Below are 19958 nucleotides of genomic sequence, written 5' to 3'. Positions count from 1 at the left end.
TATGGACCTTGAAAGGCCGCCGCGCTATCCATGCTGCCATGAAAAAAGGCGATCACCTCTTCCTTATCGACGGTTCGGGTTTCATCTTCCGGGCCTTTCACGCTTTGCCCCCGCTGACACGCAAATCCGACGGCCTGCCGGTCGGCGCCGTCTCCGGTTTCTGCAACATGCTTTGGAAGCTGCTGAGAGATGCACGCGGTACCGATGTGGCTGCCACGCCCACCCATCTTGCCGTCATTTTCGACTACTCGTCGAAGACCTTCCGCAAGGATCTCTATGACGCCTATAAGGCGAACCGTTCGGCGCCGCCCGAAGAGCTGGTGCCGCAGTTCGGCCTGATCCGCGAAGCGACGCGCGCTTTCAATCTGCCTTGCATCGAGACGGAAGGTTTCGAGGCCGACGATATTATCGCGACCTATGCCCGCGAGGCCGAAGCTGTCGGCGCCGATGTGACGATCGTCTCCTCCGACAAGGATCTGATGCAGCTCGTCACCTCGAATGTCCACATGTACGACAGCATGAAGGACAAGCAGATCAGCATCCCCGATGTCATCGAGAAATGGGGTGTGCCGCCGGAAAAGATGATCGACCTGCAGGCGATGACCGGCGATTCCGTCGACAATGTTCCCGGCATCCCCGGCATAGGCCCGAAGACGGCCGCCCAGCTTCTCGCTGAATATGGCGATCTCGATACGCTTCTCGAGCGTGCCCATGAGATCAAGCAGGAAAAGCGCCGCCTGACCATTCTCGAAAACATCGACAAGGCAAAGCTCTCCCGCGAGCTGGTGCGGCTTCGCACCGACGTACCGCTGGAACTCGATCTCGACGCGCTCGTCCTGGAACCACAGAATGGCCCCAAGCTGATCGGTTTCCTGAAGACCATGGAGTTCACGACGCTGACGCGTCGTGTCGCGGAATTCTGCAATTGCGATGCCAGTGAGATCGAGCCAGCCTTCGTGAAGATCGAATGGGGTGCGGATGCGCATGGCCCGGATCTCGACGCCGAGGAGCCGAAGCCTGTCGCCGGCGCTGTGCCTGACATAGGTGGGGAAGCCGTCGCCGTTCCGCCGCGCGCGAAAGCGAAGACCGCGGTCGAAGGCACGTTTGCGCCTGCGGATCTTGCCAAGGCACGTGCGGAGGCCTTTGCGAGCCTGCCGTTCGACCATTCCTCCTATGTGACGATCCGCGACCTTGCGACCCTCGACCAATGGATCGCCGATGCCAGGGATACCGGCCTCGTCGCCTTCGATACGGAAACGACCTCGCTCGACGCCATGCAGGCCGAGCTCGTCGGTTTCTCGTTGGCGATTGCCGACAACACCGCCGATCCGACCGGCACGCGGATCCGCGCTGCCTATGTGCCCATCAACCACAAGACGGGTGTCGGTGATCTGCTCGGTGGCGGTCTCGCCGACAACCAGATCCCGATGGGCGATGCGCTGTCGCGGCTGAAGGCGCTGCTGGAGGATGAATCGATCCTCAAGGTGGCGCAGAACCTGAAGTATGACTACCTGCTGATGAAGCGTTACGGCATCGAGACGAAGAGTTTCGACGATACGATGCTGATATCCTACGTGCTCGATGCCGGCACCGGCGCGCATGGCATGGACCCGCTGTCGGAAAAGTTCCTCGGCCACACGCCGATCGCCTACAAGGATGTCGCCGGCTCCGGCAAGTCGAACGTTACCTTCGACCTCGTCGATATCGAGCGCGCGACACACTATGCCGCCGAAGACGCCGAMGTGACGCTGCGTCTCTGGATGGTGCTGAAGCCGCGCCTTGCCGCCACCCAGCTGACGCGCGTCTATGAGCGCCTCGAACGTCCGCTCCTGCCGGTTCTGGCTCGGATGGAAGCGCGCGGCATCACGGTCGACCGACAGATCCTTTCGCGCCTCTCGGGCGAACTGGCCCAGGGTGCAGCCAGATACGAGGATGAAATCTATCAGCTTGCCGGCGAGAGGTTCAATATCGGCTCTCCCAAGCAGCTTGGCGACATCCTGTTCGGCAAGATGGGTCTTGCCGGTGGCACCAAGACCAAGACCGGCCAGTGGTCGACCTCGGCAAGCGTGCTGGAAGACCTGGCGGCAGCCGGCTTCGAGCTGCCCCGCAAGATCGTCGACTGGCGCCAGCTCACCAAGCTGAAGTCTACCTACACGGATGCGCTTCCGGGTTACATCCATCCGGAAACGAAGCGGGTGCACACCTCCTATTCGCTGGCATCAACGACAACAGGCCGTCTTTCTTCCTCGGAGCCGAACCTTCAGAACATTCCGGTGCGCACCGCCGAAGGCCGCAAGATCCGCACCGCCTTCATTTCGTCGCCGGGTCACAAGCTGATCTCGGCCGACTATAGCCAGATCGAGCTGCGCGTGCTTGCCCATGTCGCCGAAATCCCGCAGCTCGTGCGCGCCTTCGAAGACGGCATCGACATCCATGCGATGACCGCTTCCGAAATGTTCGGCGTGCCGGTCGAGGGCATGCCGGGCGAAGTGCGCCGCCGCGCCAAGGCCATCAACTTCGGCATCATCTACGGCATTTCCGCCTTCGGCCTTGCCAACCAGCTTTCCATCGAGCGTTCGGAAGCCGGCGACTACATCAAGAAATATTTCGAACGCTTCCCCGGCATCCGCGATTACATGGAAAGCCGCAAGCAGATGGCCCGTGACAAGGGCTATGTCGAAACGATCTTCGGTCGCCGAATCAATTATCCGGAAATCCGCTCGTCGAATCCTTCCGTCCGCGCCTTCAACGAACGTGCTGCCATCAATGCGCCGATCCAGGGCTCGGCCGCCGATGTCATCCGCCGCGCCATGATCAAGATCGAGCCGGCGCTTGCCGAGGCCGGCCTTGCCGATCGGGCCCGCATGCTCTTGCAGGTGCACGATGAATTGATCTTCGAGGTCGAAGACGAGGATGTCCAAAAGGCGATGCCGATCATCGTCTCGGTCATGGAAAACGCCACCTCGCCGGCGCTGGAAATGCGTGTGCCGCTTCGCGTCGACGCACGCGCCGCCACCAACTGGGACGAAGCGCACTAAAGCATGTCGCGCAAAAGTGTGTAGCGGTTTTGCGGTAACGACATGCGAAAAGGAAAGCCTAAAGTGCGGCAAGCGGATCTGAAAGATCGCGTCGCGCTTTAGGCGCTTCGTCAGATTACCCCAAAGATTTTTCCTGAAGAGTCAAATCTCTGAAACCAATGAGGTTTCGTCTTTTTGGTCGTCCCGGAACGAGACGGCTGGAAGGAACTTATTAACCTTCATTTCCTATCCGGAAGGATGTCAGAATTTACCAAGCGTGAGTGAGTAACTGTCGCATGCGTTTTCCTAGAACCAATTTGACGGATGCCGGAGATTTCTCTTCCGGACTTGAAGCTGAACATCCCGTGGAAAATGCACCCGTGGAATATGAAGGCGAAAAGCCGGTGCCGCCACTCTGGCAGAGCAATTTCTCGCTCGCCCCGAACGTCCGCTTCACCCGCACGCCGGAAACGCTGATCAGCAAGCGCCGCGCGCCGGAAGAGCCAGGTCGTGAGGAAATCGTTGTGCCTCCCCCGCAGGCCGTAGCAGCGCCGCAACCCTTAGCAGCACCGCAGATGCGCGCGCCGATCACGGTGAACGTGCCCTTCGATATCTATCTGCCCGAGGTCGCCGAACCGATTGTCGCGCCGGAACATCAGCCGCAGCCCGTTGCCGCAGTTCCCCTAGAAACCACGCTACGCGCAGCAACAGAGCTTTCCTCCATTTCGGATTTCGCCTTCTGGGAAGTCATGGCCTTCGAGGAGACGGATGTCGGCCCATCGCGTACCCCGGTCATCGCATTGCAGCAGGCCGAACCCGAATCGATCACCTCGCGCTTCCGCATCATGGAATGGCGCCCGGGCCGGCATAATCCGGCGCCGGTGGCACCGCGCGCAAAGCTGCCTGTCACACCCGCGCCAGCCCGCCCCGCACGTCCTCCGGCTGTACGTGCTGCCCAGGCTCCAGTCGCCCCAACTCCGGTCGCTCAGGCTCCGATAGTTCAGGCCTCAGCAGCTCAGGCTCCAGCAGCTCAGGCTCCAGTAGTCCAAGCACCAGTAATTCAGCCGCCTGTGGTTCAGTCGAACCAGGCACCGGCGGATGTCCGGCCCGCGTCGCGTGTCGAAATCGCCGCACCTGCACTGTCCCCGGTTCGTCCGGCCCGCATGATCGTCGAGAAGGTCGATGCATCGGGCTACGAATTCCCGTCGCGCGCCCTGTTGCAGGAGCCGCCGGAGCGGCTCGGCGAGATCATGTCGCAGGAAACGCTCGAGCAGAATGCCGGCCTCTTGGAAAGCGTGCTGGAAGATTTCGGCATCAAGGGCGAGATCATCCATGTCCGCCCCGGCCCGGTCGTCACACTCTATGAATTTGAGCCGGCGCCGGGTGTAAAATCATCCCGCGTCATCGGCCTTGCCGATGATATCGCCCGCTCCATGTCGGCGCTGTCTGCCCGTGTTGCTGTCGTTCCCGGCCGCAACGTCATCGGCATCGAACTACCAAATGCGACACGTGAAACCGTCTATTTCCGCGAGATGATCGAGAGCGACGATTTCGATAAGAGCGGCTACAAGCTGGCGCTCGGCCTCGGCAAGACGATCGGCGGCGAACCCGTGATCGCCGAGCTTGCCAAGATGCCGCATCTGCTCGTCGCAGGTACCACCGGCTCGGGCAAATCCGTTGCCATCAACACGATGATCCTTTCGCTGCTCTACCGCATGACGCCGGAGCAGTGCCGCCTCATCATGGTCGATCCCAAGATGCTGGAACTCTCCGTCTATGACGGCATTCCGCACCTGCTGACGCCCGTCGTTACCGATCCCAAGAAAGCCGTGATGGCGCTGAAATGGGCGGTGCGCGAGATGGAAGAGCGGTATCGCAAAATGTCGCGCCTCGGCGTGCGCAATATCGACGGCTATAATGGCCGCGTCTCCCAGGCCCGCGAAAAGGGCGAGACCATCCATATCATGGTCCAGGTTGGCTTCGACCGGCAGACGGGTGCGCCGATCGAGGAGCAGCAGGAGCTGGATCTCGCGCCGATGCCCTATATCGTCGTCATCGTCGACGAAATGGCCGACCTGATGATGGTSGYCGGCAAGRAGATCGAAGGGGCGATCCAGCGTCTGGCGCAGATGGCGCGTGCCGCCGGCATCCATCTCATCATGGCAACCCAGCGTCCATCGGTCGATGTCATTACCGGCACGATCAAGGCGAACTTCCCGACCCGCATTTCCTTCCAGGTGACCTCGAAGATCGACAGCCGCACGATCCTCGGCGAACAGGGCGCTGAACAGCTGCTCGGCCAGGGCGACATGCTGCATATGCAGGGCGGCGGCCGCATCTCCCGTGTCCACGGCCCCTTCGTTTCCGACGCGGAGGTCGAAAAGGTCGTGGCACACCTGAAGACGCAGGGCCGGCCGGAATATCTCGATACGGTCACGGCCGGCGAGGAAGAAGAAGCCGAGGATGAAGAGGACGGCGCCGTCTTCGACAAGAGCGCCATGGGCGTCGAGGATGGCGACGAGCTTTACCAGCAGGCCGTCAAGGTCGTCATGCGCGACAAGAAGTGCTCGACCTCCTATATCCAGCGCCGCCTCGGCATCGGCTACAACCGCGCTGCCTCGCTCGTCGAGCGCATGGAGAAGGAAGGGCTGGTCGGCCCGGCAAACCATGTCGGCAAGCGTGAAATTGTCTCGGGGCGCGGCGACGGCGAATAATCGGATCGCGGCTGGTTATCCTTCCTCGGAGGCCAGCCGCAGCGTCTCGAGCACGAAGTCACGCTTGCCGCCGGTATAATAATCCCAATCGTCATTTGCCTCGCCCATGAGCTTCATCTTAAGGGCGGCATAGGCCTCTGCTCTTCCCGGATGTGAGCGCAGATAGTCCCGAAAAGCGATCCGGTCTCGCAGCACGGCATTATCCGTCGTGCAGAGATAAAGCCGCGCGCCGTACGAGCCCTTGCCGCTGGTGAATGTCCAGGTCTGCTGCTGGTACTTGTCGCCATGGAAGGTGTAGGCGCCGAGCGATTGCACACGTTCGATCGCCTCGGGAAGCGCATCCGCATGCACAAAAGCGGCATGCAGATCGATCTTCGGCTTGGCCGCCAGTCCTGGGACGGATGTGCTGCCGACGTGATGAAAGACGGGATAGAGATCGGCAAGAAACGGCTCAAGCTCGCCGACGATCTGACGGAAGAGAGACGGCCATTCCGGGTTATAGTCGACGACACGAATGGCCATTCTCGTTTCCTGTCTCGTTCAGACGATTTCCTTCAGGAAACCATCCAGGATGTCGATCATCCTGCGCTCGGCCTCTTCCAGCGAGTCACTGTTGTCGAGCTCCACGACATCGTAATCGCCGCGCACCGTCAGCAGGCCGCGGGCGAGGCGGGCCATGATGTCCTCATGCGTCTCGCGGCCGCGCGCTTCCAGGCGGCTGGCCAGCACGTCCGGGCGGGCCGTCACATTGATGACCTTCAGCCGCGGAAAGGCGGCTTGGAAACGGTGCAGCGCCGAACGTGAACCGTTCGCAACGACAATGTGGCCCTTGGAAAGTGCTACGGAAACCTCTCCCGGAATGGCGTATTTGAGACCATGCGCCTCCCACCAGACGGCAAAGGCGCCGGCCTGCTCCATCGATGCGAATCCGGCATCCGAAACGGCGAGATGCTCTTCTCCGCCGGCAGCGCCGTCACGGGTGATGATGCGGCGGGCAAAATGCACGTCTTCCCGGCGATCGAAATGCCGGGCCGCAAGGTTCATCAGCGTGTCCTTGCCAGCCCCGCTCGGACCGACGACGACGACCATGATGCCGCGCTCGGCACCGGCGCCCGGATGGGGTTCGGGTGACATCATCATGCGACACGGCGTCCTTCACGCCAGACGGAACGGGTCACCGGCACGCCATGCGAGCGGTGGACGCGGACAAGATCGGCACGCAGGCCGGTTTCGATGCGGCCGCGATCGTTGAGGCTGACGGTGCGTGCTGGCGTTGCCGTCACCATTGCAATTGCCTTCGACAACGTAATGCCCTCAACCTCGTCGGCAAGGATGAAGGGCGCATGCAGCAGGCTGAGCGGCACATAGTCGGATGAAAGCACGTCGAGAACACCGAGCTGCGCCAGATCACGCGCGGCGATATTGCCGGAGTGCGATTTGCCGCGCACGATGTTCGGCGCGCCTATCAGAACGCTCATGCCGTTTTCATGCGACAGCCGGGCTGCGTCTATGCTGGTCGGGAATTCGGCCAGGCGAACGCCGTTTTCAATCGCCTCGTCGACATGGGAAGATGTGGCGTCGTCATGGCTCGCAACTGTGATGCCGCGTTCGGCGCAGACCTTGGAGATCGCGTCGCGATTTGGTGTCGAATTGCGATCGGACTCGGCGATGCGTCTGGCGCAGAAGCGGGCAAACTCCTCATCTGAAAGACCGCGCTTCTTCTGATAGTAAAAAATGTACTGGTCCATTGTCTGGAACTGGCGCTGGCCGGGCGCATGGTCCATCAGCGAGACGAGACGAACATAAGGGTCGTTTTCGAAATCGGCGAAGTGCTGCAGCACGTTGTCGGCCGAAACTTCGCAACGCAGATGGATGAGATGCTCGGCGCGCAGGCGCCCTTCCTTTTCGGCGGACTGAATGGCATCGGCCATCTCGCGCATTTCGCCGTGCTCGAAACCGCCGTCTTCGTCAGCACCCATGCGCAGGCAGTCGAAGACCGTGGTGATGCCCGAGGTGACGATCTGCGCGTCATGGGCCTGGATGGCCGCCGTCTTGTTCCAGCGGATGCCCGGACGCGGCGAATAGTGGCCTTCCAGATGGTCCGTGTGCAGCTCGACGAGGCCGGGGATGATGTAGTCGCCCTCAAAGTCTTCGCCGGCTACCGAATTGCCCTCCGAAATATCGGCGATCTTGCCGTCACGGATGAGAATGGAGCCCGAAAGAATATCGTCCTCGAGAACGATACGGGCGTTTGAGAGAACGGTTTCTTTGCTCATGTCAGAAAATCTTTCAGCTTTTGGCGCCAGCAAGAGGCAGCCACGTGTGGACTTTGAAAGGCGCGCCGCGCGCCTCCTCGCTAAAGACGGCAAGGCCGGAAATGCGAAGCGGCCTGCCGGTAAAAGCTGCGAAACGCTCCGTCAGGATCGCCCTCATCACTTCCGCGCGCTCTTCCGGCACCTGGCCGGTTAACGTCATGTGGAAGCCGAAGTCATCCATGACATATGGATAGCCCCAGCGCATGAGATTATTGCGCTGGCTCTCAGAGAGCCTTTCCGGTTTGCGCCTGATAATATCGGCCTCGGAGAGTGCCGCCCGGAACGGCTCGAAAGACTTTACCACCTTTGCCGCGAAATCCTGAAGTGGTTGGTGCAGCGAACCCGGCACAAGCGCGAAGAAGCGACCAAGCTGGCCGAGCACAAGCTCCGGGATTTCAAAGGCCGGCGTGTTGGCGGCGAAATCTTCGACGACCGCCATCAGGTCCTTTTCGGTCACGGAGGAGGCAAGCTCGAAGGGCGCCTTGATCGTCGCATGGAAGCCATAGCGGCGCGGATCGGCCGTCAGTTCGAATTGTTCGCCAGCCGGCAATGTCTCGTATTCGGGTGCAGGATAGGTCTCGCCGGTAAAGGCATCGCGGCCGAGCCAGACGGAGGCCGCATCCGTCAGAGGATCATCCTTGGACGGCGAAAAATAGAGAGCGTAGCGCAAGGCTTTTATCCTGGAGATCGTCCGAACGGGGAGGGCAATGTGCAGTGATTTGGCGGCGAACCGCAAGCACGCTCCGGCTAAAAGATTTCCATGACAGAATGATGATGACGGCAGGGCCGTCATCATCTTTTACTTGGGCTCAGTGACCGGCCTGGGTGCCCATCAGGCGATGGCGCAGCGCGTTCGATGCGGCGTCGAACAGGAAGACGACGATCAGGATCAGGATGACCATGTAGGCGACGTTTTCCCAGTTGGAATTGGTGCGCATGGCCTCCCAGAGCTTGAGACCGATACCGCCGGCGCCGACCGCACCGATGATCGTCGCGCCGCGCACGTTTGATTCCCACTGGTAGAGCGTCTGGCTGACGATAACAGGAACGATCTGCGGCATGATGCCGTACCGATGAACGAGCACGGTCGAGGCGCCTGTCGATTTCACGCCTTCACGCGGCTTGTTGTCGATGTTCTCAAGGCCTTCCGAATAGAGCTTTCCGAGCGTGCCGGTCTCCGTGAGGAAGATGGCGCCGGAACCGGCAAGCGGACCCGGACCGAAGGCGCGCGTCAGGAAGAGGGCCCAGATCAGCATGTCAACCGAGCGCAGGAAATCAAAGGAGCGTTTCAGAGCCTGATTGAGGAACCTGTTCGGCGTGATGTTACGCGCCGCCATGAAGGCGAGCGGGAAGGCCGCGAGCGAGCCGAGCAGCGTGCCGAGGAAGGCCATCACAATGGTCTGGAAGAGCTTGGTCCAGACGTCGCCATGCTGCCATTCGCTGTTGTTCCAGATGCTATCGAAGGCGAGTGACAGGTTCGACTGGTCGGGATGGATGCGCGGGCCGGAAACGATGAGGCTGATGACTTCGCTTGCCGGCTTGTCGAAAAAGGGCGACTGCGTGTCGAAGACAAAGTTCGCCCAGCCGATGAAGCGCTTGCGCACCTTCACGCGATCGACCGAGATGCTGACATCGCCGGCAAAGCCAAGATTGGCGAGCACGTTATCGTCATAGACCGTCATCCAGTTCGGAACCGGACCTACAACCTTCGGCGCGCCACTGGTAACGTCGACCGGCACCGTGACGCCATGGGCTGTGATCACCGTCTGGCTCTTGCTGACGGTCACCGTGCGGCCGCTGCCGCTGACGAGAACCGTGATGCTGCCATCGGCATTGGCCTTCACCCAGTCCGGATGCGGATCGTCGCCAAGCGGCGAAAAGCGCGGGTAACGTGTCTGGATGGTGCCATCATCCTCGAGACGGAATTCCGGCTGCACATCGTAGCTGATCCACTGACTCATATAGATGCCGAAGCGTTCCCAATGGGCTTCGGCGATGACTTTCGGCAGGTCGAAGAACCAGACGGCGTAGCTGCCGTAGAGGATCGTCGCGAGAACGATCAGCAGGCCACCGAAACGCTGGCGAAAGGACCGGTGGAAATATTCCGGGTAGCGCGTTTCGATCTCATGCATGCGGTTTGCGTCGATTACCGTCATGGCGGCCTCAATGTTGCAGGAGGAAGGCGTGTTCGCCGACGAGCCGGCGGCGCAGCCAGGCGGAGAACTGGTCGACCGCGACGATCGTCACGAAGAGCAACAGCACCAGCGCCACGGTCTTGGCGCCGAAGCCGCGGGAAATGGAGAGCTTGAGCTCTTCACCGATACCGCCGCCGCCGACGGCGCCGATGATGGTGGATGCGCGCACGTTGATCTCAAGGCGCAGCAGCGCRTAGGACGCATAGTTCGGCATGACCTGCGGCAGCGCGGCGAAACGCACGCGCTCTATCCAGTTCGCGCCGACGGCCCTCATGCCTTCGTCCGGTTTCATGTCGATATTCTCGGCGACTTCGTAGAAGAGCTTGCCGAGTGCGCCGATCGTATGGAGCGTGATCGCGATGATGGCGGCTACCGGACCGATCGACAGGATTGCCGAAAACAGGCCGGCAATGACGATCTCGGGAAAAGCGCGCAGAAATTCCATGAGGCGCTTGGTAAAGATGCGCAGCGGCCAGTTCTTCGTCAGATTGCGCGCTGCAAAGAAGCTGAGCGGAACCGCGAAGATGAAGGCGATGATGGTCGAGACGAGCGCGATATTGATCGTGATGATCATCAGCTCGAAATATTCGGGAATATAGAAATCACCCCAGACGTAGACGCGGCCCTTGAAGAAGTTGAATTCTTCGCCGCCCTTGTCGTTCGGGCTCGCTATGTCGAAAAGCGCGCGCCAGACGTCGGCCCAGTCCTTCGGGATCAGCCAACTCAGGAAGTCGAAAAGGTGCGGAAGGCGGTCGAAGAAGTGACCGGCATTGCTTTCGTCGGCAAAACGCACGGAGCTTACGAAGGCCGCGAACAGGATGACCAGACCGAGGATGGTGTAGAAGCGCCGCCTGGCGATCATCTTGTCCCAAGCGGTGGCGATATCCTTCGTGCTCTGCATCGGCACATGCGGTTGTGTATCGGCAATAGTCATGAGCGCCTCGCCTGGTCACAAGAAAAAGGGCGGCCGTTGCCGGCCGCCCCGTATACGAATGGCGCAATTAGCCGCCGATGGCAGCCTTACGAACTTCTACAACGGCGTYGTAGAAGTCGTGCTTGACCGGGGAGTAGCCCTTGTAGTCGCCGCCTTCGATAGCTGCGAAGCACTTGTGGTCCTTCTCCGGCAGAGCGGTGAAGAAGGTGGTGAGCTTCTTCTGCCATTCTTCGCCGAGAGCGTTGCGAACGACGAGCGGGCCGTTCGGGATCAGCGGCGAACGCCATACTTCAACCAGCTTGTTCGGGTCGACGGCGCCCTTGTCGACTTCCTTGCGGAAGGTACCGGAGGTGTAGCCGTCCTTGAAATCGCCGATGCCCGAAGAGTCGTCAACAGCAACGTCGACCTTGCCATCATAAGCAGCGAGAAGGTTGTTCTCGTGGCCGCCGTTGAACTGCGTGGAAGCGAAGAACTTGTCGTTCGGCATGCCCGTGTCCTTCGGGATCTGCGTCAGCGGAACGAGGTAGCCCGAGGTGGAGTCCGGATCGGCGTAGCCGAGCTTCTTGCCCTTGGCGTCCTTGATCGTCTTGATGCCGGAGGACTTCAGAGCGAGACCGATCGAGTAGTAACCCGTGGAGCCATCCTTCTGCTGCGTCGTCAGGATCGGCGTAACAGCCTTGGCGTCCTTGATGTAAACAGCTGCGTAGCCGGAAGCGCCGAGTTCAGCGAAGTCGAGCGTGCCGCCGAGGAGACCCTGGATAACGCCGTCGTAGTCAGCAGCCGGGAAGAGCGAAACCTTCTCGAAGCCGAATTCCTGTTTCAGGTGGTCTGCAAGGCAGGCGTAGTTGCGCAGGCGGTCGGTTTCGTTTTCGCCGCCGAGAATGCCGATGCGGAATTCCTTGAGGTCAGCGGCATTGGCAGCGCCGGCTGCGAGCGACAGCATCGCCGTCGCAGCAAAAAGTGCTTTCTTCAACATGGGTTCTCTCCTGAATGACCGGGGCTCGGTCGTTTTGTTAAGAAGAAATGTGCCCTTGACGCGGGCATTCGATCGCGGCCGTCCCTCTCACAGACCGGCCAGCGCCAGCGGTTGGTTGCCGGCGGATTGGTTTTCGGCTCCTTCCGGAGCCATGTTGATTGCTGTCGACGTCATCGTTTCGTCGATGCCCGCGCCATCCTTGTCCGTGCCATAGATTTCCTTCACGGCCTCGGTGGTCAGTTCGGAGGGCTTGCCGTCGAAGACGACGCGGCCACCCGCCATGCCGACGATGCGTTCGCAGTAGTTGCGGGCCGTATCGAGCGTATGCAGATTGGTGATCACTGTGATGCCTTCGCGCTCGTTGATGTCACGCAGCGCATCCATGACGATCTTTGCATTCAAGGGGTCGAGCGAAGCGATCGGCTCGTCGGCCAGAACCATCTTCGGATTCTGCATCAGCGCGCGSGCGATCGCCACGCGCTGCTGCTGGCCGCCCGAAAGCGTGCCGGCGGCCTGCAGCGCCGTCTGTTCGATGCCGAGGCGCTCGAGTGCGGCGATCGCCTGGATGCGTTCTTCGCGGCTGAAGACGTTGAGGAGGCTAAGGATCGTCGAGCGGTGGTTCAGGCGGCCAAGCATGACGTTGGTCAGTACGTCGAGACGCGCCACGAGATTGAACTGCTGGAAGATCATCGCGCAGTCGCGCTGCCAGTTGCGCAACGCCTGGCCGCGAAGGCCGGAAACCTCGACACCACCGAAATGGATAGTGCCGGAGGAGGGCTCCTGCAGGCGGTTGATCATGCGCAGGAGCGTGGACTTGCCGGCGCCCGAACGGCCGATGATGCCGACCATCTGGCCCTGTGGAATGTCCAGCGTTACGGAATCAACGGCGAGCTTCTTTCCGAACCGGCGTGTGACATTCTTCAGTTCGAACATCATGCTCTTCCTTCGCATTACAGCCTTGCGTCAGGGATCGCATTAGTCTCGCTTCATGAACCTCGCATGTCAGTTTTGTGTAAGTCCTGTCACAATTCCCCACACCGCAAAATTGGGCTCAACCACCGTAGCGCGAAAGGAAGTCTTCGGCCCCGAGCGCCCGGAAATCCGCCAGTGCTTCGCGCAGCCGGTCGTGTTCCCAGTCCCACCAGGCAAGCCCGTCCATGCGCTCGCCAACCTCTTTCGGAAAGCGCTCGCGGATGAGCTTGGCCGGCACGCCGCCAACGATCGTGTAGGGAGCGACATCCTTCGAGACGACCGCGCCCGCGCCGATCACGGCCCCGTTGCCGACCGTCACGCCGGGCAGGATCGTAGCACCGTGGCCGATCCAGACATCATTGCCGATCACGACGCGGTTGGAGCGGCGCCATTCAAAGAATTCCGTCTCCATGTCGGCATCCGGCCAGTAGTCGACGGCGCGATAGGTGAAGTGGTGCAGCGTCGCACGCCAGGTCGGATGGTTGGTGGCATTGATGCGCACGGCGGCGGCGATGTTGACGAACTTGCCGATCGTCGCGCACCAGACAGAGCCGTCCTGCATGATGTAGGAATAGTCGCCGAACTCCGCCTCGCTGATGCGGCAGCGCTCGGAGACTTCCGTATAGCGGCCGAAGGTCGAATTGGAGACGGAGGCGGTTTCATGGAAATAGGGCTCGATGCCCAGCTTGCGGCTCATGCTGCGATTGCCTTTCGCGGAGAGAATTGCTGAACGTCGAGAATGCGGTCGGCGGCTGCCTCGCGCACTTCCTCATCGTGGAAGATACCGAGCAGGGCGACGCCGGCCTTCTTCTTTTCCTCGATCATGCCGACGACGACGGCCCGGTTCTTCGCGTCGAGCGAGGCGGTCGGCTCGTCGAGCAGCAGGATCGTGTGATCGGTGATGAAGCCGCGGGCAATGTTGACGCGCTGCTGCTCGCCGCCGGAGAAGGTGGCGGGCGGCAGCTGCCAGAGCGCTTCCGGAAGGTTGAGTTTTTCCAGCAGGGCGGCGGCCTTTTCCCTGGCGCTGGCGGCATTTTCGCCACGAGCAAGCAGCGGTTCGGCGACGACGTCGATCGCCGCAACACGCGGCACGGTGCGCAGGAACTGGCTGACATAGCCGAGCGTCTGGCGCCGCACGTCGAGAATGGTGCGCGGGTCGGCGGCCGCGAGGTCGACGATCTTGCCCTTGTGGTTGACGAGGATCTGGCCGGTATCGACGGCATAATTGCCGTAGATCATCTTGAGCAGCGAGCTTTTGCCGATGCCCGACGGGCCGCCGAGAACGACACATTCGCCCGATGCCACCGAGAAGGAGACATCCGAGACGACTGGCAGCTTGATACCGTCGCGCAGGTGCATGATGAAGCTCTTGGCGACTTCTGAAACGACGAGAGGCGTTGCCATGGTTCTTAAACCTGCAGGATCGAGGAAACGAGGAGCTGGGTGTAAGGCTCGCGCGGGTCATCGAGCACGCGGTCGGTCAGACCCTGCTCGATGACGAAGCCGTCCTTCATCACCATCATGCGATGGGAGAGAAGGCGGGCGACGGCGAGGTCGTGCGTGACGATGATGGCCGACAGGCCGAGATCGTTGACGAGACCGCGCACCAGATCGAGCAGACGTGCCTGCACTGATACGTCGAGACCGCCGGTCGGCTCATCCATGAAGACGAGGCGTGGGCCGGTGACGAGATTGCGGGCGATCTGCAGGCGCTGGCGCATGCCGCCGGAAAAGGCGCGAGGCTGGTCGTCGATGCGGTCGGCGTCGATCTCGACGCGCTGCAGCCAGTCGAGGGCGGTGGAGCGGATCTTGCCGTAGTGGCGATCGCCGATCGCCATCAGCCGTTCGCCGACATTGGCGCCGGCAGAAACCGTCATGCGCAGCCCGTCAGCCGGGTTCTGRTGCACGAAGCCCCAGTCGGTACGCATCAGGAAGCGGCGCTCGGCCTCGTTCATGTGGTAGAGGTCGCGGTAGGTGCCGTCACGCATGTGGTACTCGACACTGCCAGTGGTCGGCATCAGCCGGGTGGAAATGCAGTTCAGCAGCGTCGTCTTGCCCGAGCCGGATTCGCCGACAATGGCGAGCACTTCACCGGGCCACAGCTCGAAGGAGACGTTCCGGCAGCCGATGCGGTTGCCGTAGAACTTCGAGAGGTCGTTGACTTTGAGAAGCGGTGTATCGTTCATTCTGCAGCCTCCCGGGCCAGCATTTCGCCGGCATGTCCGTGCGCGCGGCGGTCTTCGCAATGGTCGGTATCGGAGCAGACGAACATGCGCCCGCCCTTGTCGTCGAGGATCACCTCGTCGAGATAGACGTCCTCTGCGCCGCAGAGCGCGCAGGGCTTGCCGAAGCGCTGGATTTCGAAGGGATGGTCTTCGAAATCAAGGCTGACGACGTCGGTATAGGGCGGCACGGCGTAAATGCGCTTTTCGCGGCCGGCGCCGAACAGCTGCAGCGCTTCCGACTTGTGCATCTTCGGATTATCGAATTTCGGCGTCGGCGAGGGATCCATCACGTAGCGGCCGTTGACCTTGACTGGATATGCATAGGTCGTGGCGATGCGGCCGTTGCGGGCGATATCCTCGTAGAGCTTCACATGCATGAGGCCGTATTCCTCAAGCGCATGCATTTTGCGTGTCTCGGTCTCGCGCGGTTCGAGGAAGCGCAGCGGTTCCGGGATCGGCACCTGGTAGACGAGAACCTGGCCGGCTCCGAGCTTTTCCTCTGGGATACGGTGGCGCGTCTGGATGATCGTCGCGTCCTTGGTGTGGGTCGTGACGGCGACATTGGCGACCTTCTGGAAGAAGGCGCGGATGGAGACAGCATTCGTCGTGTCATCAGCGCCCTGGTCGATGACCTTGAGAACGTCGTCAGGCCCGATGATGGCGGCCGTCACCTGCACACCGCCGGTGCCCCAGCCATAGGGCATCGGCATTTCGCGCGAGGCGAAAGGCACCTGATAGCCGGGGATGGCGATCGCCTTCAGGATGGCACGGCGGATCATGCGCTTGGTTTGTTCGTCGAGATAGGCGAAATTGTAGGTGGCGAGATCACTCATTCGGCGGCCTCCTTTTGGGTCTCGCCGCTGTTGCGGGCGGCTTCGAATTCGCGGCGCATGCGGCGGACGAGGTCAAGTTCAGCCTGGAAGTCCACATAGTGCGGAAGCTTCAGGTGCTCGACGAAGCCGGTCGCCTGTACATTGTCGGAATGGGAAATGACGAATTCCTCGTCCTGGGCTGGCGCGGTAATGTCCTCGCCGAGCTCTTCAGCCCGCAATGCGCGATCCACCAGYGACATGGCCATGGCCTTGCGCTCGCTCTGGCCGAAGACCAGGCCATAGCCGCGGGTGAACTGCGGCGGCGCTTTGGCCGAACCCTTGAACTGGTTGACCATCTGGCATTCGGTGAGYTGGATCGGCCCGAGCGATACGGCAAAACCGAGTTCCGGCACGTCGAATTCCACCTCGACCTCGCCGATGCGGATTTCACCGGTGAAGGGGTGGTTGCGGCCGTAGCCGCGCTGCGTGGAATAACCGAGCGCCAGCAGGAAGCCTTCGTCGCCGCGCGCAAGCGCCTGCAGGCGCAGATCGCGGGCCATCGGGAATTCCATCGGTTCGCGCGTAAGGTCGCCCGTCTCGTGGTCCTCAGGCAGTTCACCGTCGTTTTCGATCAGGCCTTCCTGGCCGAGGATTTCGGAGACGCGCATGACGCGGCCGGCTTCCGCCTCACGCTGCGCCGGCTCTTCCACGGCTTCGTCGGAGAGCAGCGAGGGGTCGAGCAGGCGGTGCGTATAGTCGAAGGTGGGCCCAAGCAACTGGCCGCCCGGAAGATCCTTGTAGGTGGCGGAGATGCGGCGTTCGATCTGCATATTGGCGGTGTCGAGCGGCTTGGAATAGCCGAAGCGCGGCAGCGTCGTGCGGTAGGCGCGCAGCAGGAAGATCGCCTCGATCATGTCGCCGCGCGACTGGCGCACGGCAAGTGCGGCAAGCGTGCGGTCGTAGAGCGAGGCTTCGGCCATGACGCGATCGACGGCGAGAGCAAGCTGTTCGACGATCTGCTCGATGCCGATCGCCGGCACGGAGCGGTCGCCACGCCGGCGGTCAGCGAGCAGGCGGTGGGCATTGGCGATGGCGGCCTCGCCACCCTTGACGGCAACATACATGAGCTCAGATCTCCGTTGCTGTGATCTTGGTGGTGCGCGGCAGGCAGAGGAAACGCTTGCCCGCCGTCAGCACGATGTCGATGCCGCGCGGGAAGAGGGCGCGGTTTTCCGTCCACAGGCGCAGGAACGTTTCCGGCAGGCCGACGGGCGCGATCTCGGTCACGCTCTGGATGCCCGGCCCCATCAGCGCCAGGCGACGCCCGCCTTCGAGGTCGGCAAGCTCGATCACCACCGTGGTGGAGCGATCGGGATATTCCTGCGTGCCGGCGGCAAACAGGCCGAAGGTGGAAAGCATCGCGCCGGCTTCGACGAAGGCGAAGCGCGCCTCGGCCTTTTCGGCCGTCAGCGGTGCGCCGGTGTGGAAGCCCAGCCATTCCGGGATCGCCGACTTGGCAAGTCCGGCCGAAAGCCAGACGGGCGTGTCATGGTCGCAGAGCGTCAGGCCGATCGCGCCGGCGGCAATGCCGAGCGGTGCGGGCGCCGTCACATCGGCCGCGACCGTCTGGATCGTGCCGGGCCGGGCCATGCCGTCCATCAGCATCTTGAATACGCTCTGGGCCTCGAATACCGGCTCGGCGAAGCCGCCGGTCAGAACATCGGTCTTGGCGCTCATCAGTTGTCTCCCCGCACCATGGTGAAGAAATCGACGCGGGTCGCAGCCGTCTCCTCGGCCTTGCGACCGGCCTCTTCGGCAATGCGGCTTGCGATCGGCGACAGCAGCCTGTCCTCGACGAAGCCCTTGGTGGCCTCCTCCTGCCAGAGCGCATCGAAGATCGCGCAAAGCCGTGCCTTCTCGCGGTCGGTGCCGAGCGCCTGCGCATGGCCGACGGAGCCGGAGGCAAGACGTACGGTCGCTCGTGTTACCGTCACTTCGCCGAGATTGAAGGGCGCACCGCCGCCGCCGATGCGGCCGCGAACCATGACGAGACCCGTTTCCGGGCCGCGCACCGGCTGTGCCGCCGGCTTTTCGGCAAGCGCATCCCACGCCGCCAGCAATTCCTGTGTCTCGGCGCGGGCGAGCAGATCAACGGTGCGTTTGCGTCCGTTGTCTATCTGCGCCGCAGCGTCTGTCTTCTCTGCTGCCGTCATCGTTTTTCCTCGAAATGTCTATTGATATAGACAACCATACAAGCTATACCTATCCCTAAATCGGCGAGGTGACAAGCGTGTGACACGACACGTCCGAAATTGGCCGAGCCTGAAGATGAATTCGGGTCGAAGATGAGCTGGCAGGGGCGCAATGGCAGGCATGAAGCAGGTGCAGCGGCAGACGGGCGTGGCGCTCTGGCGGCAGATCGCCGACAGGATCCGCGAGGCGATCAGCAGCGGCGCCTATGACGAAACGGGCATGGTGCCGCCGGAAACCGTTCTGGCGCTGCAGTTCGGCGTCAACCGGCATACGGTGCGCAGCGCCCTTGCAGCGCTCGCCCAGGAAGGCATCGTGCGTGCGGTGCAGGGCCGCGGCACACTGATCGAGCGCAAGGAACGCCTGAATTTTCCGATCAGCCGCCGCACCCGCTTTACCGATGGTCTGGGCGACCAGGCGCGCGAGACGCACTCGCTCCTACTCGGCCACGCGGAAGAGGCGGCCAATACCGAAGTGGCCCGCTGGCTTCGCATCGAACCGGGCACGCCGGTCATCCGGCTGGAAACGGTGCGCGATGCGGACAGGCGGCCTGTCGCGCGCGGCACGAGCTGGTTTCCGGCCGCGCGTTTTCCCGGCCTCGTCGAGACCTATCGCCAGACCGAGTCCGTCACCAAGACTTTCGCAGCACTTGGCCTGTCGGACTATGTGCGCGCCACGACCGAGATCACCGCCGCCCACGCCGATTCCGGCGACCTCGCCGATCTGGAGCTGACGCCGGGCGCCGTGCTGCTGATCACCAAGGCGATGAATACCGATCTGGACGGCGTGCCGGTGCAATATTCGATCAGTCGTTTCGCGGCAGACCGCGTCCAGTTCACCATCGAGAACTGAAAACGAAAAAGGCCGGGCGCGAGCCGGCCTCAAACCTTATCGATGCCTGCTTGTGATCAGTGCGCGCCGGACATGTCGCCGAGCACTTCCTTGGAAGCGACGGTGGAATCTGCCTTCAGCTTGTAGACCATCGGCACGCCGGTCGCGAGATTGAGCGACAGAACCTGCTCGCGGGTGAGGCGGTCGAGAACCATGACGAGCGAACGCAGCGAATTGCCGTGCGCGGCAACCAGCACCTTTTCGCCGCGCAGGACGCGCGGAAGGATTTCCGTCAGATAGTAAGGCCAGACGCGGGCGCCGGTGTCGCGCAGGCTTTCGCCGCCCGGAGGCGGAACGTCATAGGAGCGGCGCCAGACATGCACCTGCTCTTCGCCCCACTTGGCACGGGCATCGTCCTTGTTGAGGCCGGAAAGATCGCCGTAGTCGCGCTCGTTGAGTGCCTGGTCGCGGATCGTCTCGAGATCAGGCTGACCGACCTTGTCGAGGACGAGCTTCAGAGTGTGCTGCGCGCGCACCAGTGCGGAGGTGAAGGCGATATCGAACTTGATGCCGTAGTCGGCAAGTGCCTGGCCGCCGGTCGTGGCTTCCTGAATGCCGAGCTCGGTCAGGTCGGGGTCCTTCCAGCCGGTGAAGAGATTCTTGAGATTCCAGTCGCTCTGGCCGTGGCGAACGAGGACGAGGGTACCGCTCATGAAA

Annotated in this window: 19 protein-coding genes; 3 read left to right on the top strand and 16 right to left on the bottom strand. The window is 61.9% G+C overall.

What is annotated here, in order from left to right; translation table 11 throughout:
- Window positions 1-38 precede the first annotated feature (38 nt).
- Both polA and AC1DTN_RS15875 read left to right on the top strand, forming a co-directional pair.
- Window positions 39-3038, top strand: a complete 3000-nt coding sequence (gene polA, locus AC1DTN_RS15880; protein WP_477921663.1) for a DNA polymerase I — start codon at window positions 39-41, stop codon at window positions 3036-3038.
- Window positions 3039-3313: 275 nt separating this feature from the next.
- On the top strand, window positions 3314-5731 hold the full coding sequence (locus tag AC1DTN_RS15875) for a DNA translocase FtsK (RefSeq protein ID WP_477921661.1): 2418 nt from the start codon (window positions 3314-3316) through the stop codon (window positions 5729-5731).
- A 15-nt stretch (window positions 5732-5746) separates the two neighbouring features.
- On the opposite strand, the gene AC1DTN_RS15870 is transcribed toward AC1DTN_RS15875, so the two are convergent.
- From AC1DTN_RS15870 to phnG, 15 genes are all read right to left on the bottom strand, one after another.
- Window positions 5747-6253 (bottom strand): GrpB family protein, encoded by a 507-nt coding sequence (locus AC1DTN_RS15870; RefSeq protein WP_477921660.1) that lies wholly within the window; start codon window positions 6251-6253, stop codon window positions 5747-5749.
- Between the two features lie 18 nt (window positions 6254-6271).
- Window positions 6272-6865, bottom strand: coding sequence for a phosphonate metabolism protein/1,5-bisphosphokinase (PRPP-forming) PhnN (gene phnN, locus AC1DTN_RS15865; protein ID WP_477921765.1), 594 nt, complete (start codon window positions 6863-6865; stop codon window positions 6272-6274).
- Between the two features lie 2 nt (window positions 6866-6867).
- Complete coding sequence (locus AC1DTN_RS15860) at window positions 6868-8007, bottom strand: alpha-D-ribose 1-methylphosphonate 5-triphosphate diphosphatase (protein WP_477921659.1); 1140 nt, start codon at window positions 8005-8007, stop codon at window positions 6868-6870.
- 13 nt (window positions 8008-8020) lie between these two features.
- Window positions 8021-8716 (bottom strand): DUF1045 domain-containing protein, encoded by a 696-nt coding sequence (locus AC1DTN_RS15855; RefSeq protein WP_477921658.1) that lies wholly within the window; start codon window positions 8714-8716, stop codon window positions 8021-8023.
- Window positions 8717-8855: 139 nt separating this feature from the next.
- Complete coding sequence (gene phnE, locus AC1DTN_RS15850) at window positions 8856-10202, bottom strand: phosphonate ABC transporter, permease protein PhnE (RefSeq protein ID WP_439017006.1); 1347 nt, start codon at window positions 10200-10202, stop codon at window positions 8856-8858.
- Between the two features lie 7 nt (window positions 10203-10209).
- A complete protein-coding gene (gene phnE / locus AC1DTN_RS15845) occupies window positions 10210-11175 on the bottom strand; it encodes a phosphonate ABC transporter, permease protein PhnE (RefSeq protein ID WP_113320518.1) in 966 nt (321 codons plus the stop codon).
- A 67-nt stretch (window positions 11176-11242) separates the two neighbouring features.
- Window positions 11243-12151 carry a phosphonate ABC transporter substrate-binding protein gene (phnD, locus tag AC1DTN_RS15840; RefSeq protein WP_477921657.1) on the bottom strand — a complete coding sequence of 303 codons (909 nt, stop codon included), beginning with the start codon at window positions 12149-12151 and terminating at the stop codon, window positions 11243-11245.
- A gap of 87 nt (window positions 12152-12238) precedes the next feature.
- Window positions 12239-13084 carry a phosphonate ABC transporter ATP-binding protein gene (gene phnC / locus AC1DTN_RS15835; RefSeq protein ID WP_439017007.1) on the bottom strand — a complete coding sequence of 282 codons (846 nt, stop codon included), beginning with the start codon at window positions 13082-13084 and terminating at the stop codon, window positions 12239-12241.
- Between the two features lie 118 nt (window positions 13085-13202).
- On the bottom strand, window positions 13203-13820 hold the full coding sequence (locus tag AC1DTN_RS15830; RefSeq protein ID WP_113320521.1) for a DapH/DapD/GlmU-related protein: 618 nt from the start codon (window positions 13818-13820) through the stop codon (window positions 13203-13205).
- Window positions 13817-14527, bottom strand: coding sequence for a phosphonate C-P lyase system protein PhnL (phnL, locus tag AC1DTN_RS15825; RefSeq protein WP_113320522.1), 711 nt, complete (start codon window positions 14525-14527; stop codon window positions 13817-13819). The genes AC1DTN_RS15830 and phnL overlap by 4 nt, the downstream gene beginning before the upstream one ends.
- 5 nt (window positions 14528-14532) lie before the next feature.
- Window positions 14533-15309 (bottom strand): phosphonate C-P lyase system protein PhnK, encoded by a 777-nt coding sequence (gene phnK, locus AC1DTN_RS15820; protein ID WP_477921656.1) that lies wholly within the window; start codon window positions 15307-15309, stop codon window positions 14533-14535.
- On the bottom strand, window positions 15306-16181 hold the full coding sequence (locus AC1DTN_RS15815; RefSeq protein WP_113320524.1) for an alpha-D-ribose 1-methylphosphonate 5-phosphate C-P-lyase PhnJ: 876 nt from the start codon (window positions 16179-16181) through the stop codon (window positions 15306-15308). Before AC1DTN_RS15815 ends, phnK begins: the two co-directional genes overlap by 4 nt.
- Window positions 16178-17284 (bottom strand): carbon-phosphorus lyase complex subunit, encoded by a 1107-nt coding sequence (locus AC1DTN_RS15810; RefSeq protein ID WP_477921654.1) that lies wholly within the window; start codon window positions 17282-17284, stop codon window positions 16178-16180. Before AC1DTN_RS15810 ends, AC1DTN_RS15815 begins: the two co-directional genes overlap by 4 nt.
- Window positions 17285-17288: 4 nt before the next feature.
- Window positions 17289-17897 carry a phosphonate C-P lyase system protein PhnH gene (phnH, locus tag AC1DTN_RS15805; RefSeq protein ID WP_113320526.1) on the bottom strand — a complete coding sequence of 203 codons (609 nt, stop codon included), beginning with the start codon at window positions 17895-17897 and terminating at the stop codon, window positions 17289-17291.
- Window positions 17897-18373 (bottom strand): phosphonate C-P lyase system protein PhnG, encoded by a 477-nt coding sequence (gene phnG, locus AC1DTN_RS15800; RefSeq protein WP_477921653.1) that lies wholly within the window; start codon window positions 18371-18373, stop codon window positions 17897-17899. Before phnG ends, phnH begins: the two co-directional genes overlap by 1 nt.
- A 151-nt stretch (window positions 18374-18524) precedes the next feature.
- Here phnG and phnF point away from each other — a divergent pair, with 151 nt between their 5' ends.
- Entirely contained in the window at window positions 18525-19262 is a 738-nt protein-coding gene (gene phnF / locus AC1DTN_RS15795) for a phosphonate metabolism transcriptional regulator PhnF (protein WP_310379826.1), read from the top strand.
- A 56-nt stretch (window positions 19263-19318) separates the two neighbouring features.
- On the opposite strand, the gene AC1DTN_RS15790 is transcribed toward phnF, so the two are convergent.
- Window positions 19319-19954, bottom strand: a complete 636-nt coding sequence (locus AC1DTN_RS15790; protein ID WP_007813953.1) for a 2,3-bisphosphoglycerate-dependent phosphoglycerate mutase — start codon at window positions 19952-19954, stop codon at window positions 19319-19321.
- Window positions 19955-19958: the final 4 nt, after the last annotated feature.

This window comes from Rhizobium sp. 01T444 (genome assembly GCF_056398305.1).
The sequence above is the reverse complement of the archived record's forward strand: the minus strand, read 5'-3'. Positions and strand labels throughout refer to the sequence as shown.

Coding starts and splice junctions, on each gene's coding strand:
- AC1DTN_RS15815 (WP_113320524.1), bottom strand. CDS start 16,181: ATGAGTGATCTCGCCACCTACAATTTCGCCTATCTCGACGAACAAACC.
- phnF (WP_310379826.1), top strand. CDS start 18,525: ATGGCAGGCATGAAGCAGGTGCAGCGGCAGACGGGCGTGGCGCTCTGG.
- phnH (WP_113320526.1), bottom strand. CDS start 17,897: ATGAGCGCCAAGACCGATGTTCTGACCGGCGGCTTCGCCGAGCCGGTA.
- phnE (WP_439017006.1), bottom strand. CDS start 10,202: ATGACGGTAATCGACGCAAACCGCATGCATGAGATCGAAACGCGCTAC.
- AC1DTN_RS15870 (WP_477921660.1), bottom strand. CDS start 6,253: ATGGCCATTCGTGTCGTCGACTATAACCCGGAATGGCCGTCTCTCTTC.
- phnG (WP_477921653.1), bottom strand. CDS start 18,373: ATGACGGCAGCAGAGAAGACAGACGCTGCGGCGCAGATAGACAACGGA.
- AC1DTN_RS15790 (WP_007813953.1), bottom strand. CDS start 19,954: ATGAGCGGTACCCTCGTCCTCGTTCGCCACGGCCAGAGCGACTGGAAT.
- AC1DTN_RS15860 (WP_477921659.1), bottom strand. CDS start 8,007: ATGAGCAAAGAAACCGTTCTCTCAAACGCCCGTATCGTTCTCGAGGAC.
- AC1DTN_RS15830 (WP_113320521.1), bottom strand. CDS start 13,820: ATGAGCCGCAAGCTGGGCATCGAGCCCTATTTCCATGAAACCGCCTCC.
- phnN (WP_477921765.1), bottom strand. CDS start 6,865: ATGTCACCCGAACCCCATCCGGGCGCCGGTGCCGAGCGCGGCATCATG.
- phnL (WP_113320522.1), bottom strand. CDS start 14,527: ATGGCAACGCCTCTCGTCGTTTCAGAAGTCGCCAAGAGCTTCATCATG.